We start from the raw sequence: 15,196 nt of genomic DNA, 5'->3' as shown, positions 1-15,196 counted from the left end.
CCGTAATATGTAGATATCCGAATCTATGAACGTGGTTGACGGATCGGCTGATTAAAAAGGCCCGTCCGGTGCGGAGATGAGTGGCGGGTCGCCCAGGGGGCGCCGGGCGACCCGCCGGCCTGTGTCCGGCTGTGCCGGTCAGCCCGCGCCTAGAAGCGGGCCCCCACGTCGGCGCCGCTGCTCGGCCGCAGGAACGTGGAGGAGGGGATCGAACCGTCGGCGTTGCGCGGCCCGGTGATCGTGCTCGGGCTGGTGCTCTGCAGCGACCAGCTGCCGCCCAGGTCCCACGAGTTGCCCGAGCCGCTGGAGTTCGAGCCCAGCGACACGGCCGTGCCGTTGGCCACGGCCAGGTTCTTCGTCAGCGTGCTGTCCGAGCGGTTGAAGTTGAAGCCGGTGCCCGGGTTGTCCCAGGCGGTGCAGTGGTCGATCACGTGCTGGCCCGGGTTGTTGTTGTCGATGAAGCCGCCGACCGCGTTGTCCCAGGTCATGCTGTTGCGCACGGTGTGGCTCGCGGAGACCGCGTTGCCGCCCAGCTTGAACCCGTTGCCGTCACCGGTGTAGTTCGGCAGGTTCCACCGGTTGAAGCCGTTGCCCCAGGCCAGGCTGTTCTCCAGCAGGATCGGCGACTGGAACATCCAGAAGTCCAGGCCGTCGTCGGAGTTGTTCCACAGCCGCACGCCGCGCACCACGTTGCCGCTGCCGGAGCCCTCCTTGATGGCCAGGCCGTCGGCGCTCTCCCCGTTCTTGCGCGGGTCGCGGTTGCCGTACGCGTCGAGGTTCAGCACCAGGTTGTTGCTCGACGAGCCCTGCAGGTGCAGGCCGCTCTCGTAGTTGTCCCGGGTGACCAGCCGCTCGAAGACGCTGTTGTTGACGTCCAGGCCGAAGACGCCGTACGGGCCGTTGATGATCTCCAGCCCGATGAGCCGCCACCAGTCGCCCTCGATGTGGATCGCGCCGCGGTCCGCGCGCGGGATCGAGGAGTCCACCGCACCGGGGGTGTACGGCATGTTCTCCCCGTCGATGACCACCCGCTCGCCGTTGTAGCTGCGCAGCGTGATCGGCTGGCTCGACGTGCCGTTCTTGAGCAGCTGGATGTTCGTGCTCGGCGCGTACGTCCCGCCGCGCAGGTAGATGGTGTACCCGGCCTGGGCCAGGTCCACCGCGCGCTGCACGGTCCGCAGCGGCGCGCTCAGCGTGCCCGCGTTCGCGTCGTTGCCGCTGGTGGCCACGTACAGGGCGTTCGTGGGCGGCGGCGTGCTGCCGGCCTCGAACTCCAGGTAGTCCACGTTCGCCAGCCCGCCCGAGGTGGTGGGGCTGAGCCGGATCGTGTTGCTGCCCGCGTTGACGTTCACGGTCAGCGTCTTCGTAGTCCAGGCGTCCCAGGTGCCGGTGCCCTCGAACGAGACGCTCTGCACGGTCGAGCCGTTGACCACCAGGGAGGCGGGGCGGGCGGTGGTGGTGCCGTTGGCGAAGCGGACGCCGACCGTCGCGCTGCCCGCGGCGGCCGCGCTGACCGTGAACTGCACGTAGCCGCTGGTGGAGTTGGTGCCGTTGCAGAAGCCGCTGCCGGAGAAGCCGGACCAGTTGCTGTCGATGGTGCCGGCGCAGACCGCGGGCGAGGTCTCCGCCTCGTACCGGGTCGGCGCCGCCAGCGCCGCGGACGCGGGCAGGGCGAGCACCGCCGCGGCCGCCAGCGCGACGGCGGCGGCGGACGTTGTGACTCTCATGTGTCTCCCAAGCTGTCGTCGGCGTGCGCGGGCATCGAGGTGCCGGCCGCATGCCGCGGGGCGTGATGACGCACGAGGGTCCTCGCCCGGAGAGAACCCGGAACGTCGCTGCGCTCCAGTCTCTGGAAAGCGCTTGCCCGCTAGCAAGGGTTGACGTTTGCAGATTTGTTGCAGGGGAGTCGGCCCCGTCAAGGAGGCGGTGTGCGGTGGACGGCGCGCTGAACGTGGACAGGCATTAACATCCGACTCTGTCTGTGTAACCCGGCCGGCACCACTCCGACGCCCCGAGGACGAGTACCCATGACCACCATCACGCCGCCGGATGCTCCCGACCCACACCAGGCCGGGCTCGACCGCAGATGGTCGCGGCTGGGCTCCTGGATCGGGCTGGTCTCCGGCGTCATCGGCATCATGACGGCCGTCGTCGCGTTCCCGACGACCCTGTCCAAGGCGCTCGCCGCGATCGCCTGCGGCGCCTTCTGCGGCCTTCTCTGGCAGGCCGCCCGCGACCACGAGCGGCGCATGCTCAGCAAGGGCATGATCGGCTGGCTTTCCGCGACCGGGCTGCTGCTACTGCTGCTCATCGTCGTGCTGGTGGACGGGACCGTGCCCCCGCCCGGGGCCGGCGCGCAGCCGGAGGCCCGAACAGCCGGCGGGCAGACTGCCGGACCGGTGACCGCCGGTCCCGGCTCGTCGATCGCCGCTCCCGCGCAGTCCGCGGCGCCACCCGCGTCTTCCGGGCCGGCCCTGCCCGCCGGCTCGGTGTTCCTCCACGACCTGCCGTCGCTGTCGCCGACCGAACGCTGGTCGTTCGGCCCGCGGCAACTGCTCGGGCGGGACTACCCGCGGAGCCTGACGGCACCGGGCTGCGGCTTCAAGGAGGATCTGCTGGCCTACAACCTCCTCCGCAGGTATGAGCGGTTCCAGGCTGACATCGGCCTGGCGGACGACGCGCAGATCGGCAGCTCTGCGGAGTTCATGCTGATCGCCGACGACCGGGAGATCTACCGCAGCCCGAGGTTGAAGCCCGGTGAGGTGAAGCCCGTGGACGTGCCGGTGAAGAACGTCTTCAGGCTCTCACTGTTCGTCTCGGCGACCTGCGACGCGGAGGCGAAGGCGAAGGCGACGTGGGGCGACGCGAGGCTGCTGGCCTAGCGCCCGGCGCGGATCGCGTTATCCGCACCCGATGCCGGGTATGGGCCCGTTGTGAAAGATCAACCCCCCGTACTCGGCCGCCGCTATCGGCTGCTGGAGCGCATCGGCGCGGGCGGCATGGCGGTGGTCTGGCGCGCGTACGACGAGGTCCTGCACCGCCCCGTGGCCGTGAAGATGCTGTCGCCCGCCGTCGGGGCCCGGCCGGACAGCCTGCGGCTGCTGCGCACCGAGGCGCTCGCCGCGGCCAGCCTCCAGCATCCGCACATCACCCAGATCTACGACTACGGCGAGCACGTCGCCGGGCAGCCGCAGCCCTACCTGGTCATGGAGCTGGTGGAGGGCGTCACCCTGCTCCAGACGCTGCGCGCGCAGCCGGCGGGACTGGGCTGGCCGCGCACCGCCCGGATCACCGCGGAGACGGCCGCCGCGCTGGCCGCGGCGCACGCGCGCGGGGTGGTCCACCGCGACGTCACCCCGGCCAACGTCATGCTCACCGCCCGGGGTGTGAAGGTGCTCGACTTCGGCATCTGCACCCTCGCGGGCACCGCCGACGCGGACGACGAACTCGTCGGCACCATCGACTACATCGCCCCGGAGCGGGTCGCGGGCACGAGCGCGGTGACCCCCGCCTGCGACGTGTACGCCCTGGGCATCGTCCTGTACCGCTGCCTGACCGGGCAGCTGCCATGGCGCGAGACGACGCCCACCCAGCGGCTGCGCGACCACGTGCTGGAGCCGCCCCGCGACCTCCCGCCGCTGCCCGGCCTGCCCGGCAGCGTGCGGGAGCTGTACCTGGCGTGCCTGGCCAAGAAGCCGGAGGACCGGCCGACCGCTGCGGAGATCGCCGCCGAGCTGGGCGAGCGCGTGTCCCTGCCCCCGGTGCCCGCCCCTGACCGGACAGCGGGCGACCTCACCCGGCTGCTGGCGCTCACCCGCGCGCCCGTGCCGGCGACGGCGGTCCCGGTGAAGCGCCCGGAGCTGAGCTGGTGGGAGCGCACGCCCGTGCTGGTCGCGGGGGCGATGCTCACCGTCGGCCTCACCGCGACCATGGTGGCCGCCGGCCTGCCGGAGGAGTCCGCGGCCCGCTTCACCCCGGCCGGCGGCGGCTACTGCTCGACGGCCGAGCAGGGGTGCCAGCACCTCTCCGCCATCCCCGGTTCGCCGTCACCCGCACCCACGCCCGCCGCGCAGCGCATGGCGCCGCAGCCGGTGTCCCATCCCGCCCCGGTGGAGCCCAAGGGCAAGGGCAAGGGGAAGGACAAGCCGAAACCCAAGGGCAGGCCGTGAGCCGAGCCCTGGTGGGCGGGCCGGGAGACGGCCCGCCCACCAGGGGCTTTTCGTGGGGGTACGCGTACCAGCCCGTCAGACGGCGCGGGCGACCGCGATCGTGCCGTCGAGCCGGGGGCCCGCCTCGTAGAACATGTACTGCACGCCGCCGTCGGTGCCGAAGCTGGCCGCCGCGGCCCGCCCGCGATCGGGCCAGGCGTCCATCGCCGGGTGGAACACGCCGAGGTGCACCTCGCGGTCGAAGCTGTTGCCGACCTCGGTGAGGAACATGTCCCCGCCGTTGCCGTGGTAGACGACGTACGTCGTGTTGTTGCGCTTGAGCAGGTGCGGCGCGGCGATGTCGGTCTGCCCGTCCGGGCCGGGGGTGACCAGCGGGGTGGGGTCGAACGAGAAGGTCTTGCCGTCGGCCGACCAGCCCCAGAAGATCTTGCGGGTGCCGTTGGTGACACCCATGAACACCATGACGTACTTGTTGCCCAGGCCGGGCACGGCGTGCTCGAAGACGCGGGCGTACGACGTCTCCGTCGAGCCCGGGATGACGCCGGTGTGCAGCACCCGCCCGAAGTAGGTGAAGTTGACGCCGTCGGTCGACCACGCCATCCGCGTCGTGTTGTTCTCGCCGTGGAAGTACATGTAGAACTTGCTGTTCGCGGCGTTCCAGATGACGTGCGGGCTGGACACGTGGCTGACGGAGTAGTGCGGCGACCAGACGTTGGACACGATCGGGTTGTTCGGGTACTCGGTGAACTGGCCGGACAGCGAGTCGCCGTAGGCCAGGCAGATGCCGCCGGGCGCGTCGTGCGGCGCGTAGTACAGGTAGTACCTGCCCAGCGGTGAGCTGATCTTGTCGTACACCCCGCGGATGCACGGGAAGATCAGCTCGTTGGTGGGGTTGTAGCGCAGGTTGGCCTTGGTGAACGGGGTCCCGAGGTAGCGGTACGTCGGGAAGCCCGCCGGGGCGGCGTGGGCGGTGCCGCCGAGGGCTGCCGCGCCGAGCCCACCGGCCGCCGCGGCGGCGCCCGCGGCCAGGAGCTGCCGGCGGCTGAGGGACGGGTTCATCGGTTGTGCCTCCCATCGATGGGGATGACCGAAAGTAACGGTGAGTCTCTGGCTCGCGCGGACCGGCCGTCAAGGGGCTAATACGAATTAGTTCAGGAACTTCGGCGAGGCGCTTTTTCATTTCGGGGCTTGACGAAGCGGCGGATCGTCCGCAGGATGTCATCTCACCGAAACAACTAATGCGCATTAGCCCGAGGATTGGACACGCACCGTGACCGGAGCCCGCAGGCGGGTGACCCAGCAGGACATCGCCCGCATGACCGGCGTCAGCCAGGCGACCGTCTCGCTCGTCCTCAACGGACGCTCCGACGCCGACGTCAAGCTGTCGGCGGAGACCCGCGAGAAGGTGCTGCGCGCCATCGCCGAGACCGGCTACGTGGCCGACCCGATCGCCCGCCGCCTGGCCGCCCGGCACAACCGCATCCTGGGCGTGTTCACCTACGAGCCGGTCTTCCCGAGCGCCAACGGCGACTTCTACCACCCGTTCCTGGTCGGCATCGAGCAGCAGGCCGAGGTGCTCGGCTGTGACCTGCTCCTGCTGACCAGCACCCCGGTGGTGGACGGTCGGCGGCGCATCTTCCACGGCGACAACCGGCTGCGCCTGGCCGACGGCAGCATCCTGCTCGGCCGCACGATCGACCCCACGGACCTGGCCCGGCTCATCGCCGAGGAGATCCCGTTCGTGTCGATCGGCCGCCGCGACGACGCCGGCGGGCCGGTGCCCTACGTCGGCGCCGACTACGCCGCGGCCACCGCCGAGGTGGTCCGCCGGGCCGTGGCACTGGGCCACGACCGGCTGGCCTACCTCGGTCAGGGCACTGGCCCCGAGTCGTGGGCCGACCGCGGCCGCGGCTTCCGCGAGGCCGTCGCACAGGCGGGGGTCTATGGCGGCCACTACCTGTCCACGGCCTCCGGCGAGCCGGACTCCGGCGTCGCGGCCGCCGCGCCGACCGTCGCCGCGACCGTGCTACGCGATACCGCGGCGGTTCTGGACGCGGCGCTGGCCGCGGGCGTGACCGCGGTGATCGCCGAGGAGCACGCCGACGGTGTCGCGCTCTTCGAGCTGGCCCGCTCGCGCGGGGTGGCGCTGTCGGTGGCGACGCTCGGGGAACCGACCCGGGCCGCGCTGCCGACCGCGGTGGAGTTCACCAGCCTGCGCATCCCGCGCCAGGCGATGGGCGCGCAGGCCGTCGAGGTCCTGACCGCCCTGATCGAGGGCTCGGCCGCCGACGCGCAGCGCCTGCTGCCGTGCGAGGTCGTGCCCGGCGAGACGCTCAGCGAAAGAGGTAAGTGAACATGCAGGCCGAGATTCTGGTGGTCGGGGGCGGCCTCGGCGGGGTCGCCGCGGCGCTGGGCGCACTGCGGGCCGGGCGGCGGGTGGTGCTGACCGAGGAGTACGACTGGCTCGGCGGCCAGCTGACCAGCCAGGCCGTGCCCCCGGACGAGCACAGCTGGGTGGAGCAGTTCGGCATCACCGCGAGCTACCGGGCGCTGCGCGACGGCATCCGCGACTACTACCGGGCCCACTACCCGCTCACCCCGGCCGCACGGGCCTGGCGCGAGCTCAACCCGGGCGGCGGGCACGTCAGCCGGCTGTGCCACGAACCGCGCGTCGCGGTCGCGGTCATCGAGTCGATGCTCGCGCCGTACCGGTCCTCGGGGCGGCTCACCGTGCTCCAGCCGTACCGGCCGGTGGCCGCCGACACCGACGGCGACCGGGTCACCGCGGTCACCGTCGAGCACCGGCACACCGGCGACCGGCTCACCATCGAGGCGCCGTACGTGCTTGACGCGACCGAGACCGGCGAGCTGCTGCCGCTGACCGGCACCGAGTACGTCACCGGCTTCGAGTCCCACCACGAGACCGGCGAGCCCAGCGCCCCGGACACCGCGCAGCCGATGAACATGCAGGCCGTGTCGGTGTGCTTCGCGATCGACCACGTCGACGGCGACCACACCATCGACAAGCCCGCCCAGTACGACTTCTGGCGCGCGTACCAGCCCGACTTCTGGGGCGACCGGCTGCTGTCATTCCGCTCGCCCAACCCGCGCACGCTCGCGATCAGCGGGCGCACGTTCACCCCGAACCCCGACGACGATCCGCTGTCGGTCGTCGCCGACCAGCGCGTCAGCGCCGGGGACGGCAACCTGTGGACCTTCCGGCGCATCGCCGCCCGCAAGCTGTTCACCCCGGGCAGCTACGACAGCGACATCTGCCTGGTCAACTGGCCGATGATCGACTACTTCGAGAGCCCGGTCATCGACGTCCCCGACCCGGACACGCACTACGCCAACGCCCGGCAGCTGTCGCTGTCGGTCCTCTACTGGCTGCAGACCGAGGCCGGCTTCCCCGGCCTGCGGCTGCGCGGCGACGTCACCGGCGGCGCCGACGGCCTGGCCATGGCCCCCTACATCCGGGAGTCACGGCGCATCCGGGCCGAGTACACCGTGGTCGAGCAGGACCTGTCGCTGGCCGTACGCGGCGACAAGGGCGCGGTCAGCTACGCCGACGCCGTCGGGGTCGGCATGTACCGCATCGACCTGCACCCCTCCACCGGCGGCGACAACTACATCGACGTCGGGTCCTGCCCCTTCGAGATCCCGCTCGGCGCGCTCATCCCGCGCCGCATGGACAACCTGCTGCCCGCCGGCAAGAACATCGGCACCACGCACGTCACCAACGGCTCGTACCGGCTGCACCCGGTCGAGTGGAACGTCGGCGAGGTGGCGGGGGCGCTCGCGGCGTACTGCCTGAACCACGGGCTGACGCCGCGCGGCGTGCGCAACACCCCGGAGCACCTGTCCGGGTTCCAGGCACAACTCATCCGGGACGGCGTCGAGCTGCGCTGGCCCGACGTCTCCGGCTACTGACCCCCCACTTCAGTTGGAGTTTGCGATGAAGATACGCGGACTGATCGCCACCGCCGCCGCGGGCGCGCTCGCCCTGGGCCTGGCCGCCTGCGGCGCCGAGGAGGAGCCGAGCACCGGCCCGGTGTCGCTGCGCATGACGGTGTGGTCCTCGAACGAGGCGCACCTGAAGCTGTTCAACGAGATCGCCGACGCGTACAAGGCGAAGAACCCCCGGGTCACCGAGGTGAAGTTCGACCCGATCCCGTTCGAGAACTACACCACCACGCTGACCACCCAGATCGCCGGCGGCAACGGCCCCGACCTGGCCTGGGTGCTGGAGAACTCGGCACCCGACTTCGTCAGCTCGGGCGCGCTGGTCCCGCTGGACGACACCCTGGCCAAGGCCGACGGCTACAACGCCGCCGACCTCAACCCGGCCGCCACCAAGCTGTGGCAGACCGACGGCAGGCTGTACGCCTACCCGTTCTCCACCTCGCCGTTCGGCATGTTCGTCAACAACGACATGCTCAAGGCCGCCGGGCAGCAGACCCCCGCCGAGCTGATCGCCGCGGGCCAGTGGACCTGGGACAAGGCCGTCGCCGCCGCCGCGGCCAGCGCCGCCAAGAGCGGCAAGGCCGGCCTGGTGGTACGCGACTTCGACTACAAGGGCTGGGACAACCTGTCCACGGTCTGGACCGGCTGGGGCGCGCAGGCGTGGAGCGCCGACGGCAAGACCTGCGGCTTCGACCAGCAGCCGATGGTCGACGCGATGACCTTCCTGCACAAGGCGATCTTCACGGACAAGGCGCTGCCCGGCCCCGGCACCACCGCCGACTTCTTCGCCGGCGACTCCGCCATGACGATCACCCAGATCTCCCGGGCGTCGCTGCTCAAGGACGCCAAGTTCGGCTGGGACCTGGTGCCGCTGCCCACCGGCCCGAAGGGCGAGTACTCGGTGATCGGGCAGGCGGGTCTCGGCGTACTGAAGAAGGGCAAGAACGCCGACGTGGCCGCGGACTTCCTGGCCTTCTTCACCAGCCCGGAGAACTCGGCCAAGCTCGCGGCCTACTTCCCGCCGCCGCGCACCTCGCAGCTCACCGCCGAGACCCTCGCCAAGACCAACCCGCTGCTCAAGCCCGAGCAGCTGCAGCAGGTCGTCATCGACGGCATCTCCACCGGCGTGGTCAAGCCCAGCCACAGCGGCCAGGCCGAGATCTCCCAGGCGGTGCGCGCCGCGCTCGACCCGCTGTGGAAGGCCGACGCCGACGTCAAGGCGGTGCTCGGCGGCGTGTGCCAGGCCATCAACCCCCTGCTGGCCAAGTGAGCACACGCTTCTGGACGGGTAGCCGGCGCGATGCCGCCGCCGGCTACCTGTTCATCGCGCCTCAGCTCATCGGGTCGGTGCTGTTCGTGTTCGTGCCGCTGGGCCTGGTGTTCTGGTACAGCCTGCACGAGTGGAACGTGCTCGCCGACACGTTCACCTTCACCGGGGCCGAGAACTACCAGGCGCTGCTGGACGACCCGAAGCTCGCCGACGCGCTGGTCGCCACCGGGTTCTTCTCCGCCGGGCTGGTCGTGCTCAACCTCAGCCTCGCGCTGCTGCTCGCGGTGCTGCTCAACCAGCGGCTGCGGGGCACGGTGTTCTTCCGGACCGTGTTCTTCTCACCGGTGGTGGTGAGCCTGGTCGCCTGGACCATCGTGTGGGGCTTCCTGCTCCAGGACAACGGCGGGGTGAACGGGCTGCTGGACCTGTTCGGCGTGGACGGGCCCAACTGGCTGCGCGGCGAGACCACCGCCATGATCGCCGTGATCGTGGTGCAGGTGGTCAAGAACGTCGGCCTGAACATGGTGCTGTTCCTCGCCGCGCTGCAAGGCGTGCCCGGCAACCTCTACGAGGCCGCCACCGTCGACGGCGCCAGCCGCACCCGGCAGTTCCGCAGCATCACGGTGCCGATGATCAGCCCGACCATCCTGCTCACGTCGATCATCACGGTGGTCGGCTCGCTGCAGGTATTCGCGCAGATCGCGGTGCTGACCCAGGGCGGCCCGGGGACCTCCACCACCGTGCTCGTGTACTACCTCTACCAGCAGGCGTTCCAGTTCCACCACTTCGGCTACGGGGCGACCCTGTCGGTGCTGCTGTTCGCGATCGTGCTGCTGCTGACCCTCGTGCAGTGGCGGATGCGCCGGAAGTGGGTGTTCCATGAGTCGTAGGGCCAAGACCGCGATCTACGGCGTGCTGTGCCTGCTCGCGCTGCCGTTCCTGTTCCCGACCTGGTGGATGGTCACCTCGTCGGTGAAGCCGATCAACGACATCTTCGCGTTCCCGCCGTCGCTGCTGCCGTCGGAGTTCAGCTTCGACGCGTACCGCAAGGCGTTCGAGCTGCAGCCGTTCGCGCAGCAGTACTTCAACAGCATGTACATCGCGGTGCTGGTCACCGTGGGCACGCTGGCCGTGTCGGCGATGGCCGGGTACGCCTTCGCGCGGATCAGGTTCCCCGGGGCGAACGTACTGTTCGTGGTGATCCTGACCGGGCTGCTCATCCCGAGCGAGGTCACCATCGTGCCGCTGTTCAAGATGTTCGACGCGTGGGGCATGGTCGACACGCACTGGCCGCTGATCCTGGTGCCGATCCTGGGCGCGCCCAGCGTGCTGGCCACGTTCATCATGCGGCAGTTCTTCCTCGCGCTGCCCGGCGAGCTGGAGGAGGCCGCCCGGGTCGACGGGCTCGGCCGGTTCGCGATCTTCCGGCTGATCGCGCTGCCGCTGGCCCGCCCGGCGCTGGGCGCGGTCGCCATCTTCACGTTCCTGCACAGCTGGAACCTCTACCTCGAACCGATCGTGTTCCTGTCCAGCTCCGAGATGTTCACCCTGCCGCAGGCGCTGACCCAGTTCGTCGACGCGTACGGCGGCCCGATGTGGGACATCCAGCTGTCGGCCGCCTCGATGACGGCGCTGCCGGTGCTGGTCGTGTTCGTCATCGCGCAGCGGCAGTTCATCGAGGGCCTGGCGCACACGGGGCTCAAGGGCTGACATGCCGATCACCGAACCGAATCCGGCGGAGTACCGCAGCACCCTGCGGGCACCGGAGGACTTCGACGCGTTCTGGGCCGCCACCCTGGCCCAGGCGCGCGAGTTCCCGCTCGACGCGCGCTTCACGCCGGTGTGGCGGCGCGCGGTCGAGGTGCACGACGTCACCTTCGCCGGGTTCGGCGGGCAGCCGGTCAAGGCGTGGCTCGCCCTGCCCGCCGGGACCGACCGGCCGCTGCCCTGCGTGGTCGAGTACCCGGGCTACGGCGGCGGCCGCGGCCTGCCCCACGAGTGCCTGCTGTACGCAGCCGCCGGGTACGCCCACCTGTTCATGGACGTACGCGGCCAGGGCAGCGGCTGGCGGCACGGCGACACCCCCGACCCGGCCGGCGGCGCGCCGCAGCACCCCGGGTTCATGACACGCGGCGTGCTCGACCCGCACGACCACTACTACCGGCGGGTGATCACCGACGCGGTGCGCGCGGTCGCGGCCGCCCGCGCGTTTCCGCTGGTCGATCCGGCTCGGGTCGCGGTCACGGGGGAGAGCCAGGGCGGGGGACTGGCCCTGGCCGCCGGGGCGCTGGTGCCGGACCTGGCCGCCGTGCTGCCGGACGTGCCGTTCCTGTGCGACCACCGGCGCGGCGCCGAGCTGGCCACCGCCGGGCCGTATCGGGAGGTCGCGGCGTACCTGGCCGTGCACCGCGAGCACGAGCGGCAGGTGTTCCGGACGCTGTCGTACTGCGACGGGGTGCTGTTCGCGGCGCGTGCCACCGCGCCCGCGCTGTTCAGCGTCGCGCACATGGACGCCAGCTGCCCGCCGTCGACCGTGTATGCCGCGTACCACCGCTATGCCGGGCCCAAGCGCATCGAGGTCTACCCGTTCAACGGCCACGAGGGCGGCCAGGCCGTCCAAGCGGCCGCCCGCCTCGACTTCCTCGACGCGACGTTCGCCCCCTGACCACCACCCGCCGCCCCGCCCGGCACCTGGTCGGCTGCGTGCTCAAGATCTACCGACTTGCCTGGCACTTGGGCAGATGTGCGCTCAAGATACGCCCAGGTGCCAGGCAAGTTCGATGACCAAGGGGTGCGGGCCGGGCTCGTCGCGGTGAATGGTCGATTCGGTGACGTGTTTGATCAGAGGGGTACGTTCAGGCGGGCGCGGTCGCGCTCGGGGTTCACTGATGACGCGGCGATCAGGCCGCCGGCGATGAGCAGCAGTCCGGCCAGGTCGAAGGCGGTGGTGAAGCCTGCGGCGGGGGTCGGGGCGATGTCCGCGAGGCGGCCGGTGACGGCCGGGGCGAGCAGCGCGGCGACGGCGGCCACCGCGTACGACGACCCGAGCATCAGCCCGGACCGGCCGGGCGGGCACACGTCGGCGATCGCGGCGTTGTTCAGCGGGGTCTGCGCGTTGCCCGCGGCGAACCCGACCACGAGCACCGCGACCAGTGCCGCTGTGCCGTCCACACGGGTGGTCAGCAGCAGGCCGCAGCCCGCGGCCACAGCGAGCGCGGCACCGAGCAGGCCCTGGGCCGTCCGGCCGCTGACCTGCCTGCGCAGCAGCCGTTGCGAGAGGGCTCCGGCGCCCAGGGCCAGCAGCACCGACCCGGCCATCGGCAGCCCGGCGAGCAGGCCCGCCGCCGCGGCGCCATACCCCCGCTGCTGGCTCAGGTGGCGCGGAAGCCACGCGGTCAGCAGCGCCAGTGCCCACTGCACCGTGAACGCCGATGCCGTGCTGCCCAGCCAGGTGCCGGTCAGGAAGATCCGCCGGTACGGCAGGCGGGAGCCCTCGCCGGTGGCGCTGACCCGGTGCGGGCCGGTGCCGCCCCAGCGCCGCCAGCACGCCACCCAGACCAGCCCGGCCGCCCCGAGCAAGCCCAGCGCGGCCCGCCAGCCCCAGGCGCCGATCAGCAGGGCGAGCAGCGGCAGGCCGATCACCCCGCCGAGCGCTCCACCGGCCACGATCATGGTGGCGGGCAGGGAGCGTGCCCGTGCCGGATACCAGCTGAATGCGGTATGCGTGGCCAGCGGGATGCCCGGCCCCTCACCGGCGCCGAGCAGCACCCGGCACACCAGCAGGGTGCCCACGCCCGCGGCCGGGACGAGCAGGGGCAGCTGCGCCGCCGACCAGGTCAGCGCGAGCCCGGTGAGCAGAGTGCCGGCCGGCATCCGGTCGCCGAGCAGGCCGACCGTCGCCGCCGAGGCGCTGAACAGCAGATAGAACGCGCTGGACAGCAGCCCGAATTCGGTGTTGGACAGCCCGAACTCGGTCATGACCGGCCCGGCGGCCAGCCCGAGCACGGCCTTGTCCGCAAAGTTGATCATCATGAAGGCCATCAGCAGGGCGAGTGCCGCACGCCTGCCGATCGGCTCCGATCCGCCGAACCGCCGCGCCGGCCGGCTCTCCGCCACGGCCGCCACACCACCGCCCATGATCACCCGGGTATCCTGCCACCCACCCGCTTGGGCGAAGATCGCCGGTTCGTGTCATATCCCCGCGTCAGACCGCAGATCTCGACACGAACCGGCGATCTTCGCCGTCGGCGGGCAGTTGAGGGTTTCGGCGCGTCGTCTGCCGGATTCGGCCAGGATGGGGAGGACGCCAAGGCCACCGGAGGTGCACCATGCCGGGACGCACGGAGAGCGGCCGGGATCGCGCCGCCATCGGGACACGCGACATGGCCGAGACGCCACCGCCGTCCGCGCCCACCGGCACCCGCATCGCCTTCGCATCGCCGCTGGAAAGCGCCCGCGTACTGGGCGAGGTGCTGCTGCCGACCGTGGCCCAGGGCGTGATCCTGCGCCGGCCCGCCGCCGTGACCGCCGCAGCGGCACTGGAGACCGACCGCCGCGCCGTACGGCTGCTGCAGCGCCTGCGCGAGCGCCACGACGCCGACGCGCTCGCCTTGCGCCTGAACGGCCGCGACGTGGTGCTGCTGCTCACGCCGCGAGCCGCGACCCGCGTCCTGGAGGGCACGCCCGTGCCGTACCGCACCGCGACCGTCGAGAAACGCGCCTCCCTCGCCCACTTCCAGCCGACCGGCGTACTGATCTCCGACGGTCCGCTGCGCGCCGAGCGGCGCGCGTTCAACGAGGCGGTCCTGGAGACGGACCTGCCGGTGCACCGGCTCGCCGACCAGATCACCGCCGCCGCCCGGCAGGAGATGTCCACCCTGGTCACCGGCCGCGACCGGCTGGAGTGGCCGGCGTTCTCCGCCGCGTTCGAGCGGCTGGTGCGCCGGATCGTGCTCGGCGACGGCGCACGTACGGACGTCGAGCTGACGAACCTGCTCGCCGCGCTGCGCCGCGACGCGAACTGGGCCTACCTGCGCCCGCGTCGCGGCAGCCTGCTGCACCGGTTCCGGCTGCGGCTCGCCACCCACCTGGACCGGGCCGAGCCGGGCAGCCTGGCGGCACTGCTCGCCGAGCAGCGTGCGCGGCCGGGCGTCGACCCGTACGGGCAGGTGCCGCACTGGCTGTTCGCCTACGACGCGGCGGCGGCCACCGCGTTCCGTACCCTCGCGCTGCTGTCCACCCACGCGAAACCAAGGCTGCGGTTACGCGACGAGCTGGCCGCGCTGGACGAGGCCGCTGGACCGCATCCCTACCTGAGCGCATGCGTGCTCGACACGGTACGGCTGTGGCCGACCACGCTGGCGATCCTGCGGGAGAGCACCGCCGTCACCATGTGGGGCGGAACGCCGCTGCCCCGGGGCACGTCGTTCGTCATCTACTCGCCGCTGCTGAACCGGGATACCGCGTACCTGCCGGGGGCCGACGGTTTCCAGCCCGAACTCTGGCTTGGGGACACTGCGGGGCGCGCGGCGTTGCTGGTCCCGTTCAGCGCGGGCCCGGCAGTCTGCCCCGGGCGCAGCCTCGTGCTGCAGACGGTGACGGCGGCGCTCGCCGCGCTGCTGCGTGAGCACGACTTCCGGCTGCTCGCCCGAGCGCGGCTGGATGAGGGGTCGCCGCTGCCGCACACCTTCGGTCATATGAGCATCGGATTCACGATTACGCCTGCTTGGATGATGTGACCGGCGACAACCGACCCCGATTTGCGTCGTGGTTCGGGGGTCGCGTAATGTTCTCG

At 71.5% G+C, this 15,196-nt stretch carries 12 protein-coding genes; 9 read left to right on the top strand and 3 right to left on the bottom strand.

Translation table 11 applies throughout. From position 1 onward, the window contains the following. Positions 1 to 149 precede the first annotated feature (149 nt). Positions 150 to 1,727, bottom strand: coding sequence for a right-handed parallel beta-helix repeat-containing protein (locus tag Cba03nite_RS38795; protein ID WP_203757456.1), 1,578 nt, complete (start codon positions 1,725 to 1,727; stop codon positions 150 to 152). Positions 1,728 to 2,027: 300 nt separating this feature from the next. On the opposite strand from Cba03nite_RS38795, the gene Cba03nite_RS38790 reads away from it, so the two are divergent. Beyond that, positions 2,028 to 2,882, top strand: a complete 855-nt coding sequence (locus Cba03nite_RS38790; protein ID WP_203757454.1) for an NPCBM/NEW2 domain-containing protein — start codon at positions 2,028 to 2,030, stop codon at positions 2,880 to 2,882. 51 nt (positions 2,883 to 2,933) lie between these two features. Continuing rightward, positions 2,934 to 4,169 carry a serine/threonine-protein kinase gene (locus tag Cba03nite_RS38785; RefSeq protein ID WP_203757452.1) on the top strand — a complete coding sequence of 412 codons (1,236 nt, stop codon included), beginning with the start codon at positions 2,934 to 2,936 and terminating at the stop codon, positions 4,167 to 4,169. 75 nt (positions 4,170 to 4,244) lie between these two features. On the opposite strand, the gene Cba03nite_RS38780 is transcribed toward Cba03nite_RS38785, so the two are convergent. Next, positions 4,245 to 5,228, bottom strand: coding sequence for a glycoside hydrolase family protein (locus Cba03nite_RS38780; protein ID WP_203757450.1), 984 nt, complete (start codon positions 5,226 to 5,228; stop codon positions 4,245 to 4,247). A 232-nt stretch (positions 5,229 to 5,460) separates the two neighbouring features. Here Cba03nite_RS38780 and Cba03nite_RS38775 point away from each other — a divergent pair, with 232 nt between their 5' ends. Genes Cba03nite_RS38775 through Cba03nite_RS38750 form a run of 6 tightly spaced genes read left to right on the top strand, consistent with a single transcriptional unit; the run spans position 5,461 to position 12,067 of the window. Beyond that, the gene (locus Cba03nite_RS38775; protein ID WP_239126343.1) at positions 5,461 to 6,522 is read left to right on the top strand and encodes a LacI family DNA-binding transcriptional regulator; all 1,062 of its coding nucleotides are present in this window, start codon (positions 5,461 to 5,463) and stop codon (positions 6,520 to 6,522) included. 2 nt (positions 6,523 to 6,524) lie between these two features. After that, the gene (locus Cba03nite_RS38770) at positions 6,525 to 8,099 is read left to right on the top strand and encodes an FAD-dependent oxidoreductase (protein ID WP_203757448.1); all 1,575 of its coding nucleotides are present in this window, start codon (positions 6,525 to 6,527) and stop codon (positions 8,097 to 8,099) included. Positions 8,100 to 8,124: 25 nt separating this feature from the next. After that, a complete protein-coding gene (locus tag Cba03nite_RS38765; RefSeq protein ID WP_203757446.1) occupies positions 8,125 to 9,402 on the top strand; it encodes an ABC transporter substrate-binding protein in 1,278 nt (425 codons plus the stop codon). Then, a complete protein-coding gene (locus Cba03nite_RS38760; RefSeq protein WP_203757444.1) occupies positions 9,399 to 10,292 on the top strand; it encodes a carbohydrate ABC transporter permease in 894 nt (297 codons plus the stop codon). The genes Cba03nite_RS38765 and Cba03nite_RS38760 overlap by 4 nt, the downstream gene beginning before the upstream one ends. Then, on the top strand, positions 10,282 to 11,112 hold the full coding sequence (locus Cba03nite_RS38755; protein ID WP_203757442.1) for a carbohydrate ABC transporter permease: 831 nt from the start codon (positions 10,282 to 10,284) through the stop codon (positions 11,110 to 11,112). Before Cba03nite_RS38760 ends, Cba03nite_RS38755 begins: the two co-directional genes overlap by 11 nt. A 1-nt stretch (position 11,113) precedes the next feature. Further along, positions 11,114 to 12,067 carry an acetylxylan esterase gene (locus Cba03nite_RS38750; protein WP_203757440.1) on the top strand — a complete coding sequence of 318 codons (954 nt, stop codon included), beginning with the start codon at positions 11,114 to 11,116 and terminating at the stop codon, positions 12,065 to 12,067. Positions 12,068 to 12,243: 176 nt separating this feature from the next. On the opposite strand, the gene Cba03nite_RS38745 is transcribed toward Cba03nite_RS38750, so the two are convergent. Continuing rightward, the gene (locus Cba03nite_RS38745) at positions 12,244 to 13,539 is read right to left on the bottom strand and encodes an MFS transporter (protein ID WP_203757438.1); all 1,296 of its coding nucleotides are present in this window, start codon (positions 13,537 to 13,539) and stop codon (positions 12,244 to 12,246) included. Positions 13,540 to 13,730: 191 nt separating this feature from the next. Between Cba03nite_RS38745 and Cba03nite_RS38740 the strand changes: the two genes are divergently transcribed. Next, entirely contained in the window at positions 13,731 to 15,140 is a 1,410-nt protein-coding gene (locus Cba03nite_RS38740) for a cytochrome P450 (protein WP_203757436.1), read from the top strand. The last annotated feature ends 56 nt before the right edge of the window (positions 15,141 to 15,196 follow it).

The sequence above is a fragment of the Catellatospora bangladeshensis genome (assembly GCF_016862575.1).
Classification (GTDB): Bacteria; Actinomycetota; Actinomycetes; order Mycobacteriales; family Micromonosporaceae; genus Catellatospora; species Catellatospora bangladeshensis.
The sequence above is the reverse complement of the archived record's forward strand: the minus strand, read 5'-3'. Positions and strand labels throughout refer to the sequence as shown.

Coding starts and splice junctions, on each gene's coding strand:
- Cba03nite_RS38765 (WP_203757446.1), top strand. CDS start 8,125: ATGAAGATACGCGGACTGATCGCCACCGCCGCCGCGGGCGCGCTCGCC.
- Cba03nite_RS38755 (WP_203757442.1), top strand. CDS start 10,282: ATGAGTCGTAGGGCCAAGACCGCGATCTACGGCGTGCTGTGCCTGCTC.
- Cba03nite_RS38740 (WP_203757436.1), top strand. CDS start 13,731: ATGCCGGGACGCACGGAGAGCGGCCGGGATCGCGCCGCCATCGGGACA.
- Cba03nite_RS38770 (WP_203757448.1), top strand. CDS start 6,525: ATGCAGGCCGAGATTCTGGTGGTCGGGGGCGGCCTCGGCGGGGTCGCC.
- Cba03nite_RS38790 (WP_203757454.1), top strand. CDS start 2,028: ATGACCACCATCACGCCGCCGGATGCTCCCGACCCACACCAGGCCGGG.
- Cba03nite_RS38750 (WP_203757440.1), top strand. CDS start 11,114: ATGCCGATCACCGAACCGAATCCGGCGGAGTACCGCAGCACCCTGCGG.
- Cba03nite_RS38795 (WP_203757456.1), bottom strand. CDS start 1,727: ATGAGAGTCACAACGTCCGCCGCCGCCGTCGCGCTGGCGGCCGCGGCG.
- Cba03nite_RS38780 (WP_203757450.1), bottom strand. CDS start 5,228: ATGAACCCGTCCCTCAGCCGCCGGCAGCTCCTGGCCGCGGGCGCCGCC.
- Cba03nite_RS38745 (WP_203757438.1), bottom strand. CDS start 13,539: ATGGGCGGTGGTGTGGCGGCCGTGGCGGAGAGCCGGCCGGCGCGGCGG.